Annotated in this window: 12 protein-coding genes; 9 read left to right on the top strand and 3 right to left on the bottom strand. The window is 47.4% G+C overall.

Going from position 1 to position 16,291, the window contains the following annotated elements:
• The first annotated feature begins 45 nt into the window (after positions 1-45).
• Together LQ567_RS04065 and LQ567_RS04060 are read left to right on the top strand one after the other, a co-directional pair.
• Complete coding sequence (locus LQ567_RS04065) at positions 46-1,632, top strand: vWA domain-containing protein (protein WP_231002829.1); 1,587 nt, start codon at positions 46-48, stop codon at positions 1,630-1,632.
• A gap of 320 nt (positions 1,633-1,952) precedes the next feature.
• The gene (locus LQ567_RS04060; protein ID WP_231002828.1) at positions 1,953-2,636 is read left to right on the top strand and encodes an SIR2 family NAD-dependent protein deacylase; all 684 of its coding nucleotides are present in this window, start codon (positions 1,953-1,955) and stop codon (positions 2,634-2,636) included.
• A 355-nt stretch (positions 2,637-2,991) separates the two neighbouring features.
• Here LQ567_RS04060 and LQ567_RS04055 read toward each other — a convergent pair whose 3' ends face one another.
• Together LQ567_RS04055 and argS are read right to left on the bottom strand one after the other, a co-directional pair.
• Complete coding sequence (locus LQ567_RS04055) at positions 2,992-3,834, bottom strand: hypothetical protein (RefSeq protein WP_231002827.1); 843 nt, start codon at positions 3,832-3,834, stop codon at positions 2,992-2,994.
• 311 nt (positions 3,835-4,145) lie between these two features.
• A complete protein-coding gene (gene argS, locus LQ567_RS04050; protein ID WP_231002826.1) occupies positions 4,146-5,921 on the bottom strand; it encodes an arginine--tRNA ligase in 1,776 nt (591 codons plus the stop codon).
• Positions 5,922-5,995: 74 nt separating this feature from the next.
• On the opposite strand from argS, the gene LQ567_RS04045 reads away from it, so the two are divergent.
• Positions 5,996-6,538: a GtrA family protein gene (locus LQ567_RS04045; protein ID WP_231002825.1), complete on the top strand. Its 543-nt coding sequence runs from the start codon at positions 5,996-5,998 to the stop codon at positions 6,536-6,538.
• A gap of 82 nt (positions 6,539-6,620) precedes the next feature.
• On the opposite strand, the gene LQ567_RS04040 is transcribed toward LQ567_RS04045, so the two are convergent.
• On the bottom strand, positions 6,621-8,042 hold the full coding sequence (locus LQ567_RS04040) for a DUF4403 family protein (protein ID WP_231002824.1): 1,422 nt from the start codon (positions 8,040-8,042) through the stop codon (positions 6,621-6,623).
• A 286-nt stretch (positions 8,043-8,328) separates the two neighbouring features.
• Here LQ567_RS04040 and dnaK point away from each other — a divergent pair, with 286 nt between their 5' ends.
• From dnaK to LQ567_RS04010, 6 genes are all read left to right on the top strand, one after another.
• On the top strand, positions 8,329-10,245 hold the full coding sequence (dnaK, locus tag LQ567_RS04035; protein WP_231002823.1) for a molecular chaperone DnaK: 1,917 nt from the start codon (positions 8,329-8,331) through the stop codon (positions 10,243-10,245).
• 602 nt (positions 10,246-10,847) lie between these two features.
• Positions 10,848-12,296, top strand: a complete 1,449-nt coding sequence (locus LQ567_RS04030) for a Gfo/Idh/MocA family protein (protein WP_231002822.1) — start codon at positions 10,848-10,850, stop codon at positions 12,294-12,296.
• A gap of 275 nt (positions 12,297-12,571) precedes the next feature.
• Entirely contained in the window at positions 12,572-13,111 is a 540-nt protein-coding gene (locus LQ567_RS04025) for a lipocalin family protein (RefSeq protein WP_231002821.1), read from the top strand.
• Positions 13,112-13,273: 162 nt separating this feature from the next.
• Positions 13,274-13,501 (top strand): hypothetical protein, encoded by a 228-nt coding sequence (locus LQ567_RS04020; RefSeq protein ID WP_231002820.1) that lies wholly within the window; start codon positions 13,274-13,276, stop codon positions 13,499-13,501.
• A gap of 382 nt (positions 13,502-13,883) precedes the next feature.
• Complete coding sequence (locus LQ567_RS04015; protein ID WP_231002819.1) at positions 13,884-14,177, top strand: hypothetical protein; 294 nt, start codon at positions 13,884-13,886, stop codon at positions 14,175-14,177.
• Between the two features lie 183 nt (positions 14,178-14,360).
• Positions 14,361-16,268: a glycoside hydrolase family 2 protein gene (locus LQ567_RS04010; RefSeq protein WP_231002818.1), complete on the top strand. Its 1,908-nt coding sequence runs from the start codon at positions 14,361-14,363 to the stop codon at positions 16,266-16,268.
• Positions 16,269-16,291: the final 23 nt, after the last annotated feature.

Raw genomic sequence — 16,291 nt, 5'->3', positions numbered from 1 at the left:
TGAAAATGAACACTGCAATCATTTATTAATTTTTAAATACTTTTTATGAAACGCCTTTTTTTTGCAATAGTTCTATTGCCCTGGCTCTTGTTTGCCTGTAACGATGGTCGTCATCAACGGATGGAGCAGCCTGCCGCAATGGAAATAGAAAACCTGAAAACCGCAACACGGGACCAGGCTGAAACGGTCTTTGACACCGAGGGGTATGCACCTATCGCGGAAAACACCTTCCAAACAGTCAAAGAATATCCGCTGTCAACCTTCTCCATTGATGTGGATAAAGCGGCCTATAGTAATGTGCGCCGGTTTATTAACGATGGCATACGGCCGCCGGCAGGAGCGGTGCGGGTAGAGGAAATGGTCAATTATTTCGACTACGATTACACAGCGCCTCAAAACGGGGATCCGTTCAATGTGATTACAGAAGTTTCGGCATGTCCCTGGAATACGGAGCACCGCCTGGTGCATATCGGCATCAAGGGTAAGGAAATACCCCAGGTTGCCCTGCCACCCTCCAACCTGGTGTTCCTGATCGATGTTTCGGGTTCCATGCAGGATGAAGATAAATTGCCCTTACTGAAGAAGTCAATGCTGTTGCTTACCGACAACCTGAGCCCGGACGACCGGGTGGCGATTGTTACATACGCCGGAAATGCAGGTCTGGTATTACCGTCTACCAGCGGCGAAAATAAATCGCGGATACGGGAAGCAATCGCCGAGCTGGAAGCAGGGGGCTCTACGGCAGGAGGAGCCGGCATTCAACTGGCCTACCAGGTAGCCCGGGAACATTTTATTGAAAAAGGAAATAACCGGATCCTGCTGGCTACCGATGGTGATTTTAATGTAGGGGAAAGCAGTGAGGATGCGTTGGTTCGTTTGATTGAGGAAAAGCGCAAGAGCGGAGTCTTTCTCTCGGTGCTTGGATTTGGTACCGGTAACTACCAGGATAGCAAGATGCAGCAACTGGCAGATAAAGGGAACGGCAACCATTCTTATATCGATAATATCAATGAAGCGCAAAAAGTGCTTGTTGCAGAATTCGGAGGAACCTTATTTACCATCGCCAAGGATGTAAAGATACAGGTGGAGTTCAATCCCGGAAGGGTACAGGCTTACCGGTTAATCGGGTATGAAAACCGGATGCTGAGTAAGGAGGATTTTAACGATGACGAAAAAGATGCTGGTGAAATAGGGAGTGGTCATACGGTTACCGCGCTGTATGAAGTCATTCCTCCGGGTGTAAAAAATACATTTGAAAAACCGGTGGATGATCTCAAATACCAGTCTGCTACCGGGCGCGGCGCGGCACCGGCATCTGCAGAGCTGCTTACATTAAAACTGCGTTATAAGGACGTGGATGCTGATCGCAGTAAGCTGATCACGGTTCCGGTTGCAGATAAAGCCCTGACGATCGGGGAAACCTCCAACAATTTCCGTTTTGCGGCAGCTGTGGCATCATTCGGACTCTTGCTGCGGAATTCAGCATTTAAACAAAATGCCAGTTACAAACAGGTGCTTAACCTGGCTGAGGGTGCACTGGGACAGGATGCAAATGGTTACCGGCAGGAGTTTTTAACATTGGTGAAGAAAAGCGCCGCCCTGCCTGACGATGGAACGGCCATGAATGATTAAGGACGTTGTTTATTGAATCGGTTGTATCAAAAGTTACAAAATCGGATGTCGTACAGAAGTTGTCAATCCATGGCCGCATGGTTGCCGTATTTGTATAGCATTTGCATGAACCCAGAAAAGCAACATGGATTCCGGAGCAATCCTAATATCGGCGCTGGGTGACATTCTCAGTGTGACTGACCTCAGCGCAATGGTCATTACCTCGTTGTTTTGTATGCATCCGATTGGTTCCTGGTATGACAGGCTAGCAGCTTTTGATACAACCCCTTTTTATTCTTGCAAAAGAGATGTTATTTTGTGTGTTGTAAAGTTTGAACAGAATGAAAAAGAAATTGGTCGTATTAACCGGTGCGGGTATCAGTGCCGAAAGTGGCATTAAAACTTTTCGCGACAGTGACGGATTGTGGGAGGGATATGATGTAATGGAGGTAGCGTCTCCGGAAGGTTGGACAAAAAATCCGGGCCTGGTACTGGATTTTTACAATATGCGTCGTAAAAACGTGGCGGATGTACAACCCAATGCGGCCCATTATGGATTGGCCGCATTGGAAACAACGTACGAAGTGCATATCATTACCCAAAATATTGACGATCTGCATGAGCGGGGTGGGTCTACCCGGGTGCTGCATCTGCACGGCGAAATTTTTAAAATGCGCAGCGAGCGCCTGCATAAACCCTCCTATGAGATTAGGGGAGATATCCGTTTGGGTGATATGGCGCCGGACGGAAGTCAGCTGCGACCGGATATTGTTTGGTTTGGTGAAGCGGTGCCCATGATCGCGCCCGCCTCCCGGCTGGCCGCGGAAGCAGATATTTTTGTTGTGATCGGAACCTCTTTGCTGGTGTACCCTGCAGCGGGCCTGATTGATTATGTGGCAGACAGGGTTCCGAAATATATTATCGATAGATCCATTCCTGCATTGCAGCAGCTTCCCAACCTGTATACGATTGAAAAGCCGGCTACAGCAGGTGTGGAAGAACTGATCCGATTATTGAAAATATAAATGGGAGCATTTTCTGCCGTTATCTGAGTGATCGATTGGGGTTGCAAATCAATGTAATAATGACAAATAGGATTAGGGTCATCCTGTCCCGATTGATCGGGACGGCATGACTAAAGAAAGATTGATGCCCAGAACAATAACATAGCTGTCATTGGCAGCTTGTTTCAGCAGCTGTATATTATTCCCGTAAGCCGCTCATACCGAACAACGAGTTGAAGGCATTTCAACTTTTATCCGTTATCTATACAAGATTCACATGGATGTTCAAACAGAAATAGACCCTGAAAACAATTCAGGGAGCTATGGTTCTGGCTTAGGTGATAAGTTTATTCGCCATCCGGGAGCAGAGGATCCGTCAGGACACGAGCCCGATCTTGTACCACCAGTCTACCTTACCGCTTACATCTTCCTTACCGTGGTTAAGCGTATTGCTTTCGCCATCGCTATTGTGCGTACCCCGGCCATACATACCACCTTTCCCCCGCATGCCGCCACCGCCGCCGCCATGCATTCCTCCGCGTCCGCCACCGGCACTCATATGGGTAGCAGGCGTACCGCGACCGGAGTAAGTATCCCGGGCCTGTTTCATCTCGGGGATCCGGATGCCAATGATGGTTTGACCTTTATGGATCATGAGCTGGCTTTTGGGAATGGACACCGTATACCGGAAAAAACCGTCTGCTTCATTCGCCGCTTTAAAGTGGAGCACCCCCGGCGCTGTATCAGCAGCGTCTACCAGTGCCACCTTTCCCTTATCGGTAAGCCGGGCCTGTTTATAAAAGGAAGTATAATCGCGCTCGTCGGTGCGTTGAATTCCCGCCTCCGGTTGCCCGGTTGAACCGGCTCCGGTTGTACGATGCCGGTCAACAGGGGCTTTTTCATGATCCGGATGAAAAGGGTATTCTACCAATCTTGTTTCAGACTTAGCGCTTGAAGGCGAAAAGTATATTTTTACACCCTCCCGGAGCATGCGCATCCGGGCAGCCGGGTTATCGGTTTCCAGGATCACGTATAAGTACTGGTCATCGTTCCGGAAATCGTAACGGATCTGGGTATGATCATCATAAAAGCGGGAAGGATAGTCCCGGGTAGTGGCAGCGTCCATATGAAGGGATGCTGCCGGAAGTACTTTGCTGCCGGAGCAGGAGCCTAAAAAAAAGAATACGGGTATTGCAGCCAGGAACAGGAATTTGCACATACGGGAATGTATTTTCCTGTAAGACTCCGTTTACTAAAGAATATTGCTGCAGCGTTGCGTTAAATGTTTTTAACAGTTAACTATGCAAAGACTACGGCACAAAGTCCGGTTGAACGTTGGTGCCTGTATGACGAACGCCTGACCCGTTTTACCCGCAAACAGGGTGATTGGCAGCACATGGAAAAATAAGGCAGTGTTTTATAAGAAATACAATAGCGCATCTTGCTTCGCTGCATCATTGCTTGTAATAAAAAACACGAAGAGCTACTAAATTTAAGTGACTCTTCGTGTCTCAGAATATTTATGACAGACTACATCCGTTCCGGCACGCGGATACCCAGTAATGCCATGGAAGCTGCAATGGTTCCCGCCGTAAGTGTGCAGATCTTCAACCGCAGGTTTTTCTTCTCCGGGGTTTCGGCATTGCGTACGGAATGTGCGGTATAGAAACTGTTGAACAGTTTCGCTACGCTAAAGGCATAAATGGCCAGGAGGGAAGGGTTGTGTTCGCCGGCGGCCTGCTTTACCTGTGTATGAAACTGTTCCAGCAAAATGATCAGTTCTTTCTCCAGCGGCTCCAGTTGCTCCGGGTCGGCAACACCTTCGGCCAACGGCTCATTCCGCAGGATCGACCGGATCCGCGCATGGGTATACTGGATAAACGGACCTGTAAAGCCCTGGAAATCGATACTTTCTTCGGGGTTAAAAACCATTCTCTTTTTGGGGTCAACTCGGAGCAGAAAGAATTTTAATGCACCCAGTGCGATGGTATCATAGAGCTCTTTAAGCTCGCCTTCTGAAAAGTCTTTTACCTTGCCCAGTTCTTCGGTTTTTGCCGCAGCCACTTTTACCAGCTCATCCAGCAGGTCGTCGGCATCTACTACCGTACCCTCACGAGTCTTCATCCGTCCGCTGGGCAGTTCCACCATGCCATAGCTCATGTGGTAAATGCCACCGGCATAAGGCTTATGGAGTTTTTGCAGGATCAGCTGCAGTACCTTCATATGATAATTCTGCTCATCGGCAATTACATAAATGCTTTGGTCGTAAGGAAAGTCTTTGTATTTTTCATCGGCAAGTCCCAGGTCCTGTGTAATGTAAACGGCCGTACCATCTTTCCGTAATACCAGCTTTTCATCCAGTCCTTCTGCCGTAAGATCGATCCATACACTGCCATCTTCCTTTTTAAAGAATACACCTTCATTCAATCCTTCCTCTACAAATTGTTTGCCCAGTATATAGGTATCACTTTCATAATACACCTTGTCAAAATCGGTGCCGATGCGTTTGTAGGTTTGATCAAACCCGGCATACACCCAGCTATTCATTTGCTCCCAGAGTGCAATTACCTCAGGGTTGCCTTTTTCCCAGTCCACCAGCATTTGCTGTGCGGCCTTCATAATGGGGGCATGCTTCTCTGCTTCTTCCTTGCTCATCCCTTTTTCAATGAGCTCTGCCATTTGTTCTTTATGCTTTACGCCAAACATTACATAATAATCGCCAACAAGGTGATCGCCTTTGATGCCGGTAGACTCGGGTGTGGCGCCGTTGCCATAGAGCTGCCAGGCCACCATCGATTTGGAAATATGAATCCCCCGGTCGTTGGAAATACAGCATTTTTGGATTTCACTGCCCGTTGCTTTGAGGATCTCGGCAATTGACCAGCCTAAAAAATTATTCCGCAGATGCCCCAGGTGCAGGGGCTTGTTGGTATTGGGAGAAGAATATTCCACCATCACTTTGGACGCCTGCTGTTCTTCTTTGCCAAATGAAGGGTCTGCGTAATTTTTATTAAGGAATGCCGTCCAGAAATTTTCTGCAATGGACAGGTTCAGGAATCCTTTGATCACATTGAACGAGCGGATCAGGCCGGGATGCTGGTTTACCAGGTACTGACCCATTTCCGCGCCCAGTTCTTCGGGCTTTTTCTTCAGTTCCTTAATAAAGGAAAACAACACAATGGTATAATCGCCTTCAAATTCAGGTTTGGTACTGTTGATGGCAATCGATGAAGGGCTCAGTTCTTTTTGATACAATTCTTTCAGTGCATCCGCAACAATCGGTCTCAACGTATCTACAATGCTCATTCTTAACAATTTTGATGCAAAAATAAGGAACACGGGCGCAGAAATCATGCGAATAAGGAATATCTTCGCGGCCGATGAGGCAGCATTTATATAGCGTAAGGGACCGTGTGCTCCCATTGATCGACTTTTTTTACCCGCCATTTAAACGGATCATGCCGCTGCAAACCTTCCGGTATGCTGTTTCCGGGGCATCCAATACCTTTCTTGGCCTGCTGTCTTATTATATTGCCTATAAGTTTATTTTCCGCGGCCAGGACTTTCATTTTGGGTTTTATGCGTTAAAATCGCACGTGGCCGCCCTGGTGGTGTCCTTCGTGGTAAGTTTCCTGGTAGGCTTTTTCCTGATGAAGTACGTGGTTTTCGACGACAGTAAGATCCGCGGCCGGGTGCAGCTGTTCCGTTACCTGCTGGTATGTGTGTTTAATCTTACAATCAATCTGGTACTGCTGAAGTTCCTCGTGGAAGTATGTGATATCTATCCCATTTTTGCGCAGATGGGCACTACGGTAGTGGTGGTACTGGTTAGTTATCTGGCACAACGGCATTTTAGTTTTAAACGGATACCGGAACCTACTTATTTGGAAGATGAGCCGCAAGATGGGAATTTGAAAATTTGAAAATGAGATCGTATATCAAGCAAGAAATGATTAAGCTGACATTGAACCTTAAATTTTAAACCAGAAACAAAAGCTGTACTGCTTACAGATCCAGTCCGGCCACTTTCAACAAAAGGTCTCCATTGCAATAAGCCCTTACGGCCAGCCATCCGGATTGCGGAAAAATACCCGCCACACTGATATCTTTAACACTTCCGCTGCCGGTGATCCCTTTTATAAACTGCCGGTTCAGTTGCTGGTTCATATTGGTCCGGGCGGTTGACAGCAGTTCGCTCAGGTCATATTTGGCCATTTTTTCAATTTCGCCGGTGATTTTTTTGGAAAACAGCCAGTCTGCCGTTTTTAACAGCGCGTTCCGGGATTGGATATCAAAGTCCACATCGGTTACCTGCAATGTTTTTGTTCCGGCGTAATACAAGGGTTTGCCGGTCACATAAAAAACGCCATCGTTGGTGCCGGTAAATTTTACCTGCATCACCAGGCGGTTATCGCGGTTGCCCAGGAGCTTGCACTCCTGGAAAATAAATTTCTTTTTTATGAAGGCTTTGCTGAACACAAATTCTTTTCCGGCGATCTGGCTGGTAAGAATGCGGCTGAGCGAATCATAGTTCATCACCAGGTCTGCATATACCTGAAACCCCTGGTTGCGGCTGAAATTGCTGATATGCGGTACCGGCGAAATGACCGCGGCCGGCTTTTCGAACCGTACGATGGGTTTGGCAGCCATTCCCACGCTAATCTGCAATTGATTGCCAGCCGTTTGAATGCTGTTGATACGGATCTTCTGCGGATTGATCTGCAGCCAGCCCATATTATTAATATTATACGGAGTATTGAGCTGGTTCCACATTGTTTGAAAATGCGGCTTCAGATCGATGCGGCCATAACTTTTTTCAAGATCTGCTTTTGATACGTCCAGTTCCTTTTTAAGTGCGTCCATGATCACAGGGGTAATATCCTGCCCCCAGAAACAAACCGAACACTTATCTACCGGCTCCGGCTCTTTCCGCGTCACCTGCATTTTTATGGTATAATTGGTCAGCATTGAAATGGCAATCGTAAAACCCACTTTTACTTTCCGTTCGCCTTCGTCAAAGCCGCACTGACAGGCGGGCGTCCAGGGGGTAACCGCCTTACCGTTTACACAGGCGCGGGTAGACCCCACGATTTTATAATAACCGGTAAAAGAAATGTCGAGGGTTGTATTTTTTAAGCTGAACTGCAGGGGGCCGCGCCGGAAGCTATATTTATAGCGGGTATCGCATCCCTGCTGCACCCAGTCGGTGGGGAACCGGGGAGAGGTGAACAGGGTATCTACTTTTTTATTGGCCAGGGCAAAGAAGGGCGCCAGATCTACCTGTACGGGGATGTTAAGTTCCGATTCGGGGATGACGGCCGCCGGGTATTCGGGCAGCGATAATGCCGGTGCCGGGGAATCGATAGCCTGTGAATAACCGGCAATTGCCAGGCAGAAGGTATATAAAAAGAGAAGTCCGTTCTTCATAATATCAAAATCTGGCGCTAAAATAGGAAATCAATGGCAGGAATAAATAAGCGCACCGGGATATTGAAAATTGAGTAGTTTTACATGCCGCGGACTGTAACTGCCTGTTGTTGAGCCTCTAAAATGACAGGATACGGCGGCCTTTCCCCGTCAGGACGTCTGGTTGCAAGGTGATTACACAGATTTCTGACATTTTTTCATATTTGGGTACTGCGGCATAATCATTGAAAGTTAAATTCTGCCACAGATTGTGGTAATTTTTAATAAAAGGAGAAATTTAAATATTATGGGTAAAATTATTGGTATTGACTTAGGAACCACCAACAGCTGCGTTGCGGTAATGGAAGGTAACGAGCCGGTGGTGATTGCCAACGATGAAGGGCGCCGTACAACCCCATCCGTTGTTGCATTTTTGAAAAACGGCGAGCGGAAAGTAGGGGATCCTGCAAAAAGACAGGCCATCACCAACCCGCAAAACACCATCATGTCTGTAAAGCGGTTTATGGGCCGCCGTTTTGATGAGGTTTCTGAAGAGATCAGCCACTGGAGCTACAAAGTTGCCCAGGGTGACAATAATACCGTTCGTATCGATATTGACGGACGTTTATATACCCCGCAGGAAATTTCTGCGATGGTATTACAGAAAATGAAAAAAACAGCCGAGGATTACCTGGGCCAGGAAGTAACCGAGGCGGTGATCACCGTTCCCGCTTATTTTAACGATGCGCAACGCCAGGCTACAAAAGAAGCCGGTGAAATTGCCGGGTTAACGGTACGCCGTATTGTAAACGAACCTACTGCCGCTGCATTGGCTTACGGGCTTGATAAAGGTGGTAAAGATCATAAAATTGCTGTGTTTGACCTGGGTGGCGGTACATTCGATATTTCTGTGCTGGAGCTGGGTGATGGGGTGTTTGAAGTAAAATCTACCAACGGGGATACACACCTGGGGGGTGATGATTTTGATAAAGTGATCATGGACTGGCTGGCTGAAGAATTTAAATCGGAAGAAGGCATTGATTTAAGAAAAGATCCAATGGCATTACAGCGTTTGAAGGAAGCCGCTGAAAAGGCTAAGATCGAATTGTCTTCCTCCAGCGAAACCGAAATCAACCTGCCCTATATTACAGCAGTTGACGGCGTGCCCAAGCACCTGGTAAAAAAGCTCACCCGCGCTAAATTTGAGCAACTGGCAGATAACCTGTTTGCACGTTGTTTAAAACCCTGTGAGGCAGCATTGAAAGATGCAGGCATGAATCCTTCAGAGATCGACGAAGTGATCCTTGTAGGTGGTAGTACCCGTATCCCCAAAGTACAGGAAATTGTAGAAAAATTCTTTGGTAAAAAACCAAACCGTGGTGTAAACCCCGATGAAGTAGTAGCTATTGGTGCAGCCATCCAGGGTGCTGTTTTAACCGGGGAGGTAAAAGATGTGTTGTTACTGGATGTAACACCGCTTTCTTTAGGTATTGAAACCATGGGCGGTGTAATGACTACCCTGATCCCTTCCAATACCACCATTCCTACCAAAAAGTCGGAAGTGTTTTCTACTGCCAGCGATAACCAGCCGGGCGTACAGATCCATGTATTGCAGGGTGAGCGTTCCATGGCGAAAGACAATAAGAGCCTGGGAATCTTTAACCTGGATGGCATTCCGCCGGCCCCGAGAGGTGTACCGCAGATTGAAGTGATCTTTGATATCGATGCGAATGGTATCATGCACGTAACGGCGAAAGATAAAGGAACCGGTAAAGAGCAGAAGATCCATATTGAAGCAGGAAGCGGCTTAAGCAAGGAAGAGGTAGAAAAAATGAAGGCTGAGGCAAAGGCGAATGAAGCAACGGATAAGGCAGAGCGTGAAAAGATCGATAAATTGAATGCGGCCGACAGCCTGGTATTCCAAACAGAAAAACAGCTGAAAGAATACGGTGATAAGGTTCCTGCAGATAAGAAAGCTGTGATTGAAGGTGCCGTTACCAAATTAAAAGATGCCCATAAGCAGCAGGATATTGCTGCTATTGATAAGACTACTGAAGAACTGAATGCTGCCTGGACAGCGGCCAGCGAGGATATCTATAAATCCGGACAAGGTGCCGACGGAGCGCAAGCCCAGGCTGGCCAGCCCGGAGGTGATCAGGCTGCCGGCGGAAACGCAGGTGGTGCTGATGATGTTACGGATGTTCCTTTTGAAGAAGTGAAATAAATAATTTGATAGCAGAAAGTGATCCCGGTAAGCAATTACCGGGATTTTTTTTAAATATGCGGGCAAGCGTATTTCAATATCGTTCCCTTAGAACCGCAGATGTGCAGATTATTCAACATCAGCTTTAACCCAACCCAAAAATATAGCAGAAAAGGCGCGGCAGGCGCAATCTGTGCATTTGTGGCAATCATAAAAATCACTTAAGAAAATGGTATTGAATCGTATGCTACTGCAGAGCCGGTATCCCTGTTAAAAGGGCCCGACTACAGGCAGTGCGCTGCTCATCTTTATAATCTGAAGTAACAAATGACGCCCCGGCCATAACACGGCCGTGATTTTCTCCGCAGGATTTCCGCAGCGGACCTGCTTGTTATATTCCATTACCGGCGTCCCTTTCAGGAGATACCAGGGGGAAGGGGAGTTGTCTTTCGCTGAAGGTCTCGAGCGGATCTCTGCGGAGCATCATGCCTGTTATATTCAATCCCGGCAGCTCTTTCAGGGAACACCGGGATGAAGCGAAAATACAAGAGCAACCGTTTGCACAAAGGCTATAGTATTATAATAGCTATTTTTAGCATTCTAAATAACAAAATACTTCCATTATGAGTAACCGAAGAAGCTTTCTTAAACACATTGCTGTGGGAACCGGCGCACTTGCCGTAAATCTGCCTGCCCTGGCCGTTACCGACGAATCGATGCAGCGCTCTTTTGAACATGAAAAAAATGCTGCCCGTTTTAATATGAGTGGCTACCGCGCGCCAAAGATTGATAAGGTTCGGATCGGTTTTATCGGGCAGGGTATGCGCGGCCCGGGTGCGGTGCAACGCATGTCGCACATTGACGGTGTGGAGATCGTTGCTATCTGTGACCTGATTCCTGAGCGCGCCACCAAATCCAATGCCCTGGTGCAGAAAACCGGTCGTCCTGCTGCGAAAGAATATTCCGGCGAAAACGGATGGAAAGATATGATCCGGAAAGAAAAACTGGACCTGGTATACATCACTACCCCCTGGAGTCTACATACCCCCATGGCTCTTTTTGCTATGGAAAATGGCTGTCATGCCGCTTCCGAAGTGCCGATTGCACTTACCCTGGAAGATTGCTGGAAACTGGTGGAAACTTCCGAACGTACCCGCAAACATTGCATGATGCTCGAAAACTGTTGCTATGATTTCTTCGAGCTGCTGACCCTCAATATGGCCCGCCAGGGCATGTTTGGTGACCTGGTACATGCCGAGGGTGCATACATCCATGACCTGCGGGATCTTAATTTCAAAAAAGACAAAGGTTATCAGAATATGTGGCGGCTCCGTCAGAATTATGAACACAACGGCTGCCTGTATCCCACGCACGGTCTCGGTCCTGTAGCGCAGTGTATGAACATTAACCGCGGTGATAAAATGGACTGGCTGGTATCTGTGTCCAGCAACGACTTCCAGATGGGGCAGATGGCAAAAGATCTTGCCGCTAAGGATCCTTACTTTCAGCAGTTCGTAGGCAAACCATACCGCGGCAATATGAACACCACTACCATTAAAACCAATAAAGGCAAAACCATCATGATTCAGCATGATGTAACGTCACCCCGCCCGTACTCCCGTATCCACCTCGTGAGCGGTACGAAAGGTGTAGCGCAGAAATGGCCCGATCCGGAGCGCATTGCCTTCGGTCATGAATGGATCAGCAATGAAGAACTGAAAAAACTTTACGAACAATATACGCCCGAGATCGTTCGCAAAATTGGTGACCTCGCCAAACAGATCGGTGGGCATGGCGGTATGGATTTTATGATGGACTGGCGGTTGATCGACTGTTTGCGCAACGGTTTGCCGCTGGATCAGGATGTGTATGACGGAGTGGCCTGGAGTTGCATATTCCCATTGAGCGGCCGGTCTATTGCCAAACGCTCTTCCAGTGTAGATATTCCGGACTTTACCCGCGGCGCCTGGAAAACCAACGCTCCCGTAGAGTTGACGCTGAAAGGCGGCGGAACCACCGGCGTGGTGAATCTTGAGAAAAAAGATGCGTCTAAACAACTGAACGTACAATAACCGGTATGCCGGTTTTAAAAGCGCTCCTCACAAATTGAGGAGCGCTTTTTTATTTCTGAAAGTCGGGTTGCAGTGTACTATACCCCCTGTACCGTTCAATGTAAATGAATTGCATACACATCGACGGCTGTCAGGATATAGCCCTGTCCGCCGCAGTTGCCAGGTGGATTTTTTTGCAACTGCTCTTTTCCGCATGCATTCCAGGCATAACTTTTGAGATAGATCGGATAGACCCTCTTTAAAGAATGGTGACCGCAATCATTAAAACAAGCGTTATGCAAAAAAAGCAACTTGTGAAAGGACTGGTGCTGGTGGCCCTCGGAGCGGCGATTACCGCCATTATAAAACAACGTACTATACCCAGGGGTGTTAAAGCGATAACGGGCTTTGATAAGAACCGGTACCTGGGGCGCTGGTACGAAATAGCCCGTTTTGATTTTTATTTTGAAAAACACCTGAGCCGGGTATCTGCAAGGTACACGGCCCGGGATGATGGCAGCATACAGGTAATCAACCGCGGCTTCGATTACCGCAATTACAAATGGAAGCAATCCACCGGGAAAGCAAAATTTATAGCAGACGAGCAAACGGGGCGTTTGGGCGTATCTTTTTTTGGTCCTTTCTATGCGGGTTATAACATCATTGCCATTGATCCGGCATACCAGTATGCGCTTGTTTGCGGTAAAAACAGGAACTATCTTTGGCTGCTCTCACGGCAAAAAACCATGCCGGCAGCGGTAAAAGAAAGCTACCTACGCATTGCCCGGGATTTGGGATTTCCCGTTTCCAGACTAACCTGGACGCAACAAGATTAAAAGACCATTAATACCCGAAAAACCATTGAACCTTTTTGTTTTCCGGTTGTTTAGTATATCAAACGTGGTTGTTAAATACCAGACCGTGAAAGCACCCAGTACGAACAAAATGCGGTACTGTATTTAAACGTCATTTTTTTAATGTTTAAATAATGTAATCGTATGAGACCTGTAACGAAAGAAAACAATGTCGGTTTTTTTGACAAAGATTCACGCCATTTTTTGCCGGTAACTTTTACCGGGGATGCCATTCAGTATCTTTCTTCCTTAACGGCCTCTTTTAACATTAAAGAATGGGTATGGCATATGGAAGAGATCAATGGTAAAAAATACTGTATCGTAACCGACCGGTTGCAGCCGGGGAAAATGCCGGATTGTATGCCGGCCTGAGTCCGGTCATAGCAGGCAGCCGTAACCAAACGGATATCGGGGTACCTGGTTCCGGAGCTAAAAGCGCCGCTTCATGGGCGCCGGTACAGGTATATTTTTGGGCATAAAGATACCTGGAACATGATGAATGCTTACCTATTCCGCAATGCCCTGGTTGCGCTGCTTTAAATTTGTTTTGCCACGGAGCTGGTCAAAAGCGCTCTTTTTATCAATGCATTTGTTCCGGCATTTAATATAGACCCTGATCTGCAAGTGCGGACGGAAAGCCCATTAACGAAAGCAGACTTTTGGGCCAGCCCGGGCAAAATATTCCTGTTATATTAAGCCGCATGGCGATGATCTGTTTGTTAGGCATAAAATACAAATACTACTGTGTTGTGTTATGAATAAGACAGCATTCTATATTGTGGTAGATATGAAAACCCCTGATGGATATATATCCTACTGCCATTTTTTTATTGGCGGGGATAAAGACCGCGCGGAAGCGGTTTTTAATTCGTTGAATGGTATAATTCCCGATATAGCAGATAGTGCATATGTTTTAAGAATGTGCCTGGTTTGCCGGCACAACAACTCAAGCATTGTAAAGGCGATGCGTTATTGTACGCTTGATGATCTTGCGGTGAATGTTCCGCTGATCACCCGCGAGGTTTTTAAATGGCTTACCCTGCATTAGATGCGGTTCAATGGTTGTTGTTTGGTACTTGTGTTTGTTTTCAACGCTGCTGTTTTGATGTGTAGGTTCCCGGGGTTGTTTTTTACCTCCCGGAGTTGTATTTTTGAAAGAATTGATTTGCCGAAATACGATAAGCCGTATAACCAGCATTAACGATAAATTTAAACAATTACCAACAATCAAGTGAAAAAGAAAATGTTCTATCTGCTGTTTGCTGCCGTGATCGGCGCAACCGGCCTCAATGCCCAATGGAAACCGGTTAGTGGAAAAATTACAACGCCCTGGGCGGAAAAGGTAAACGCGGCAAGCCCTTTGCCGGAGTATCCGCGTCCTCAGCTGGTACGTAACCATAACTGGAAAAATTTAAACGGACTGTGGCAGTACACGGTACTACCCAAAAGTGGAGGAGACGCCATTCCCGGACAATACGAGGGCGATATCCTGGTACCTTACGCAATTGAATCGGCGCTAAGCGGTGTTGGCAAAACCGTAGGAAAAGATAGTGTATTGTGGTATAACCGGATAATCGAAGTGCCTGCTTCCATGCGTAAAGGAAAACTGTTCCTGCATTTTGGTGCAGTTGACTGGGCCGCGCAGATCTACGTGAATGGCATCAAGGTTGGTGAGCATGAAGGTGGCTATGATCCTTTTTCCATTGATATAACAGCCGCCCTTAAAAAGGGAACCCGCCAGTCGGTTACGGTACGGGTATGGGATCCCACCGATGATGGACCTCAACCCGCAGGAAAACAGGTTAAAAATCCGCACGGGATCTGGTATACACCGGTTACGGGTATCTGGCAGACCGTATGGCTCGAAAGTGTGCCGGAAACCTATATTGTATCTACCAAACAAACACCGGATATCGACCAGCAGCAACTACAGGTAACGGTAAATGCCGCTGGCCTTCAACCCGGTGATGAAATCCAGGTTTCTGCCTGGGACGGAAAAAAACAGGTAGCCACACAGGCTTCAGCAGATGGCCAGCATATCGTGCTTCGGATTCCCGACCCCAAATTATGGTCGCCACAGGCGCCCTTCTTATATGATCTGAAAGTGGCAGTGAAGCGGAAGGGAAAGAACGTGGATGAGGTTACTTCCTATTTTGGCATGCGTAAGATATCGATGGCAAAAGACGCCAATGGCATTCAACGGCTGATGCTTAACAACCAGTTCCTTTTTCAATACGGACCGCTGGATCAGGGCTGGTGGCCGGATGGATTGTATACTGCCCCCACTGACGAGGCCCTGAAATTTGATGTGGAGCAAACCAAGGCCTTGGGTTTTAATATGATCCGTAAGCATATAAAAATAGAACCCGCACGCTGGTATCATTACTGTGATCAGCTGGGTGTACTGGTTTGGCAGGATATGCCCAGCGGCGACCGGGGTGGAAACATTTGGTCGCAGCAGCTGCGTGTAAAAATGCCGGCAGGCAAAAAAGTAGATGATTCCCATCTGCTGAAAGCACAGGTGCCCGGACTGGTATTTGATAAAGACCGGAGTGCCGCATCGGAAGCTTTTTACCGCAAAGAATGGACTGCCATTATGGAGGCGCTTCACAATTATCCATCCATCGTGATATGGGTACCTTTCAATGAAGCCTGGGGCCAGTTCAAAACAAAAGAGATCGTAGACTGGACCATGAAGCAGGACCCCTCGCGGATCGTGAACGGTATGAGCGGCGGTAACTTTTTTGTGGGGGTGAGCCCCGTGGTGGATCTGCATTATTATCCGGGACCGGCAATGCCCGATCCGGAAATTTACGGGCAAAAGCAAATACTGGTGCTGGGTGAGTTTGGCGGCCTGGGGCTGCCTGTAAAAGAGCATCTCTGGCTCGATAAAGGCAACTGGGGATACCGCTCATTTGATAATAACGAAAAACTGTTTGAGCAGTACAGTGAGATGATCAGCTCGATCCCTGATCTGATAAAATGGGGGCTTTCTGCCGCTGTTTACACGCAAACCACCGACGTGGAAATTGAAACGAACGGTCTGTTTACCTACGACCGGAAGGTGTTGAAATTTCCTAAAGATAAAATGTTCCGGCTGCATCAGCAGCTATACAATAAAGGATTGGTATCCCAGTAATCTTACAATAACAGCATGCAGCA

The sequence above is a fragment of the Niabella pedocola genome, from assembly GCF_021044425.1.
Taxonomy (GTDB): domain Bacteria; phylum Bacteroidota; class Bacteroidia; order Chitinophagales; family Chitinophagaceae; genus Niabella; species Niabella pedocola.
This window is presented reverse-complemented; position numbering and strand designations above follow the sequence as displayed.

Excerpts from the sequence above, each read along its gene's own strand:
- LQ567_RS04045 (WP_231002825.1), top strand. The coding sequence starts at position 5,996 with ATGAGGCAGCATTTATATAGCGTAAGGGACCGTGTGCTCCCATTGATC.
- LQ567_RS04060 (WP_231002828.1), top strand. The coding sequence starts at position 1,953 with ATGAAAAAGAAATTGGTCGTATTAACCGGTGCGGGTATCAGTGCCGAA.
- LQ567_RS04025 (WP_231002821.1), top strand. The coding sequence starts at position 12,572 with ATGCAAAAAAAGCAACTTGTGAAAGGACTGGTGCTGGTGGCCCTCGGA.
- argS (WP_231002826.1), bottom strand. The coding sequence starts at position 5,921 with ATGAGCATTGTAGATACGTTGAGACCGATTGTTGCGGATGCACTGAAA.
- LQ567_RS04065 (WP_231002829.1), top strand. The coding sequence starts at position 46 with ATGAAACGCCTTTTTTTTGCAATAGTTCTATTGCCCTGGCTCTTGTTT.
- dnaK (WP_231002823.1), top strand. The coding sequence starts at position 8,329 with ATGGGTAAAATTATTGGTATTGACTTAGGAACCACCAACAGCTGCGTT.
- LQ567_RS04030 (WP_231002822.1), top strand. The coding sequence starts at position 10,848 with ATGAGTAACCGAAGAAGCTTTCTTAAACACATTGCTGTGGGAACCGGC.
- LQ567_RS04055 (WP_231002827.1), bottom strand. The coding sequence starts at position 3,834 with ATGTGCAAATTCCTGTTCCTGGCTGCAATACCCGTATTCTTTTTTTTA.
- LQ567_RS04040 (WP_231002824.1), bottom strand. The coding sequence starts at position 8,042 with ATGAAGAACGGACTTCTCTTTTTATATACCTTCTGCCTGGCAATTGCC.
- LQ567_RS04015 (WP_231002819.1), top strand. The coding sequence starts at position 13,884 with ATGAATAAGACAGCATTCTATATTGTGGTAGATATGAAAACCCCTGAT.
- LQ567_RS04020 (WP_231002820.1), top strand. The coding sequence starts at position 13,274 with ATGAGACCTGTAACGAAAGAAAACAATGTCGGTTTTTTTGACAAAGAT.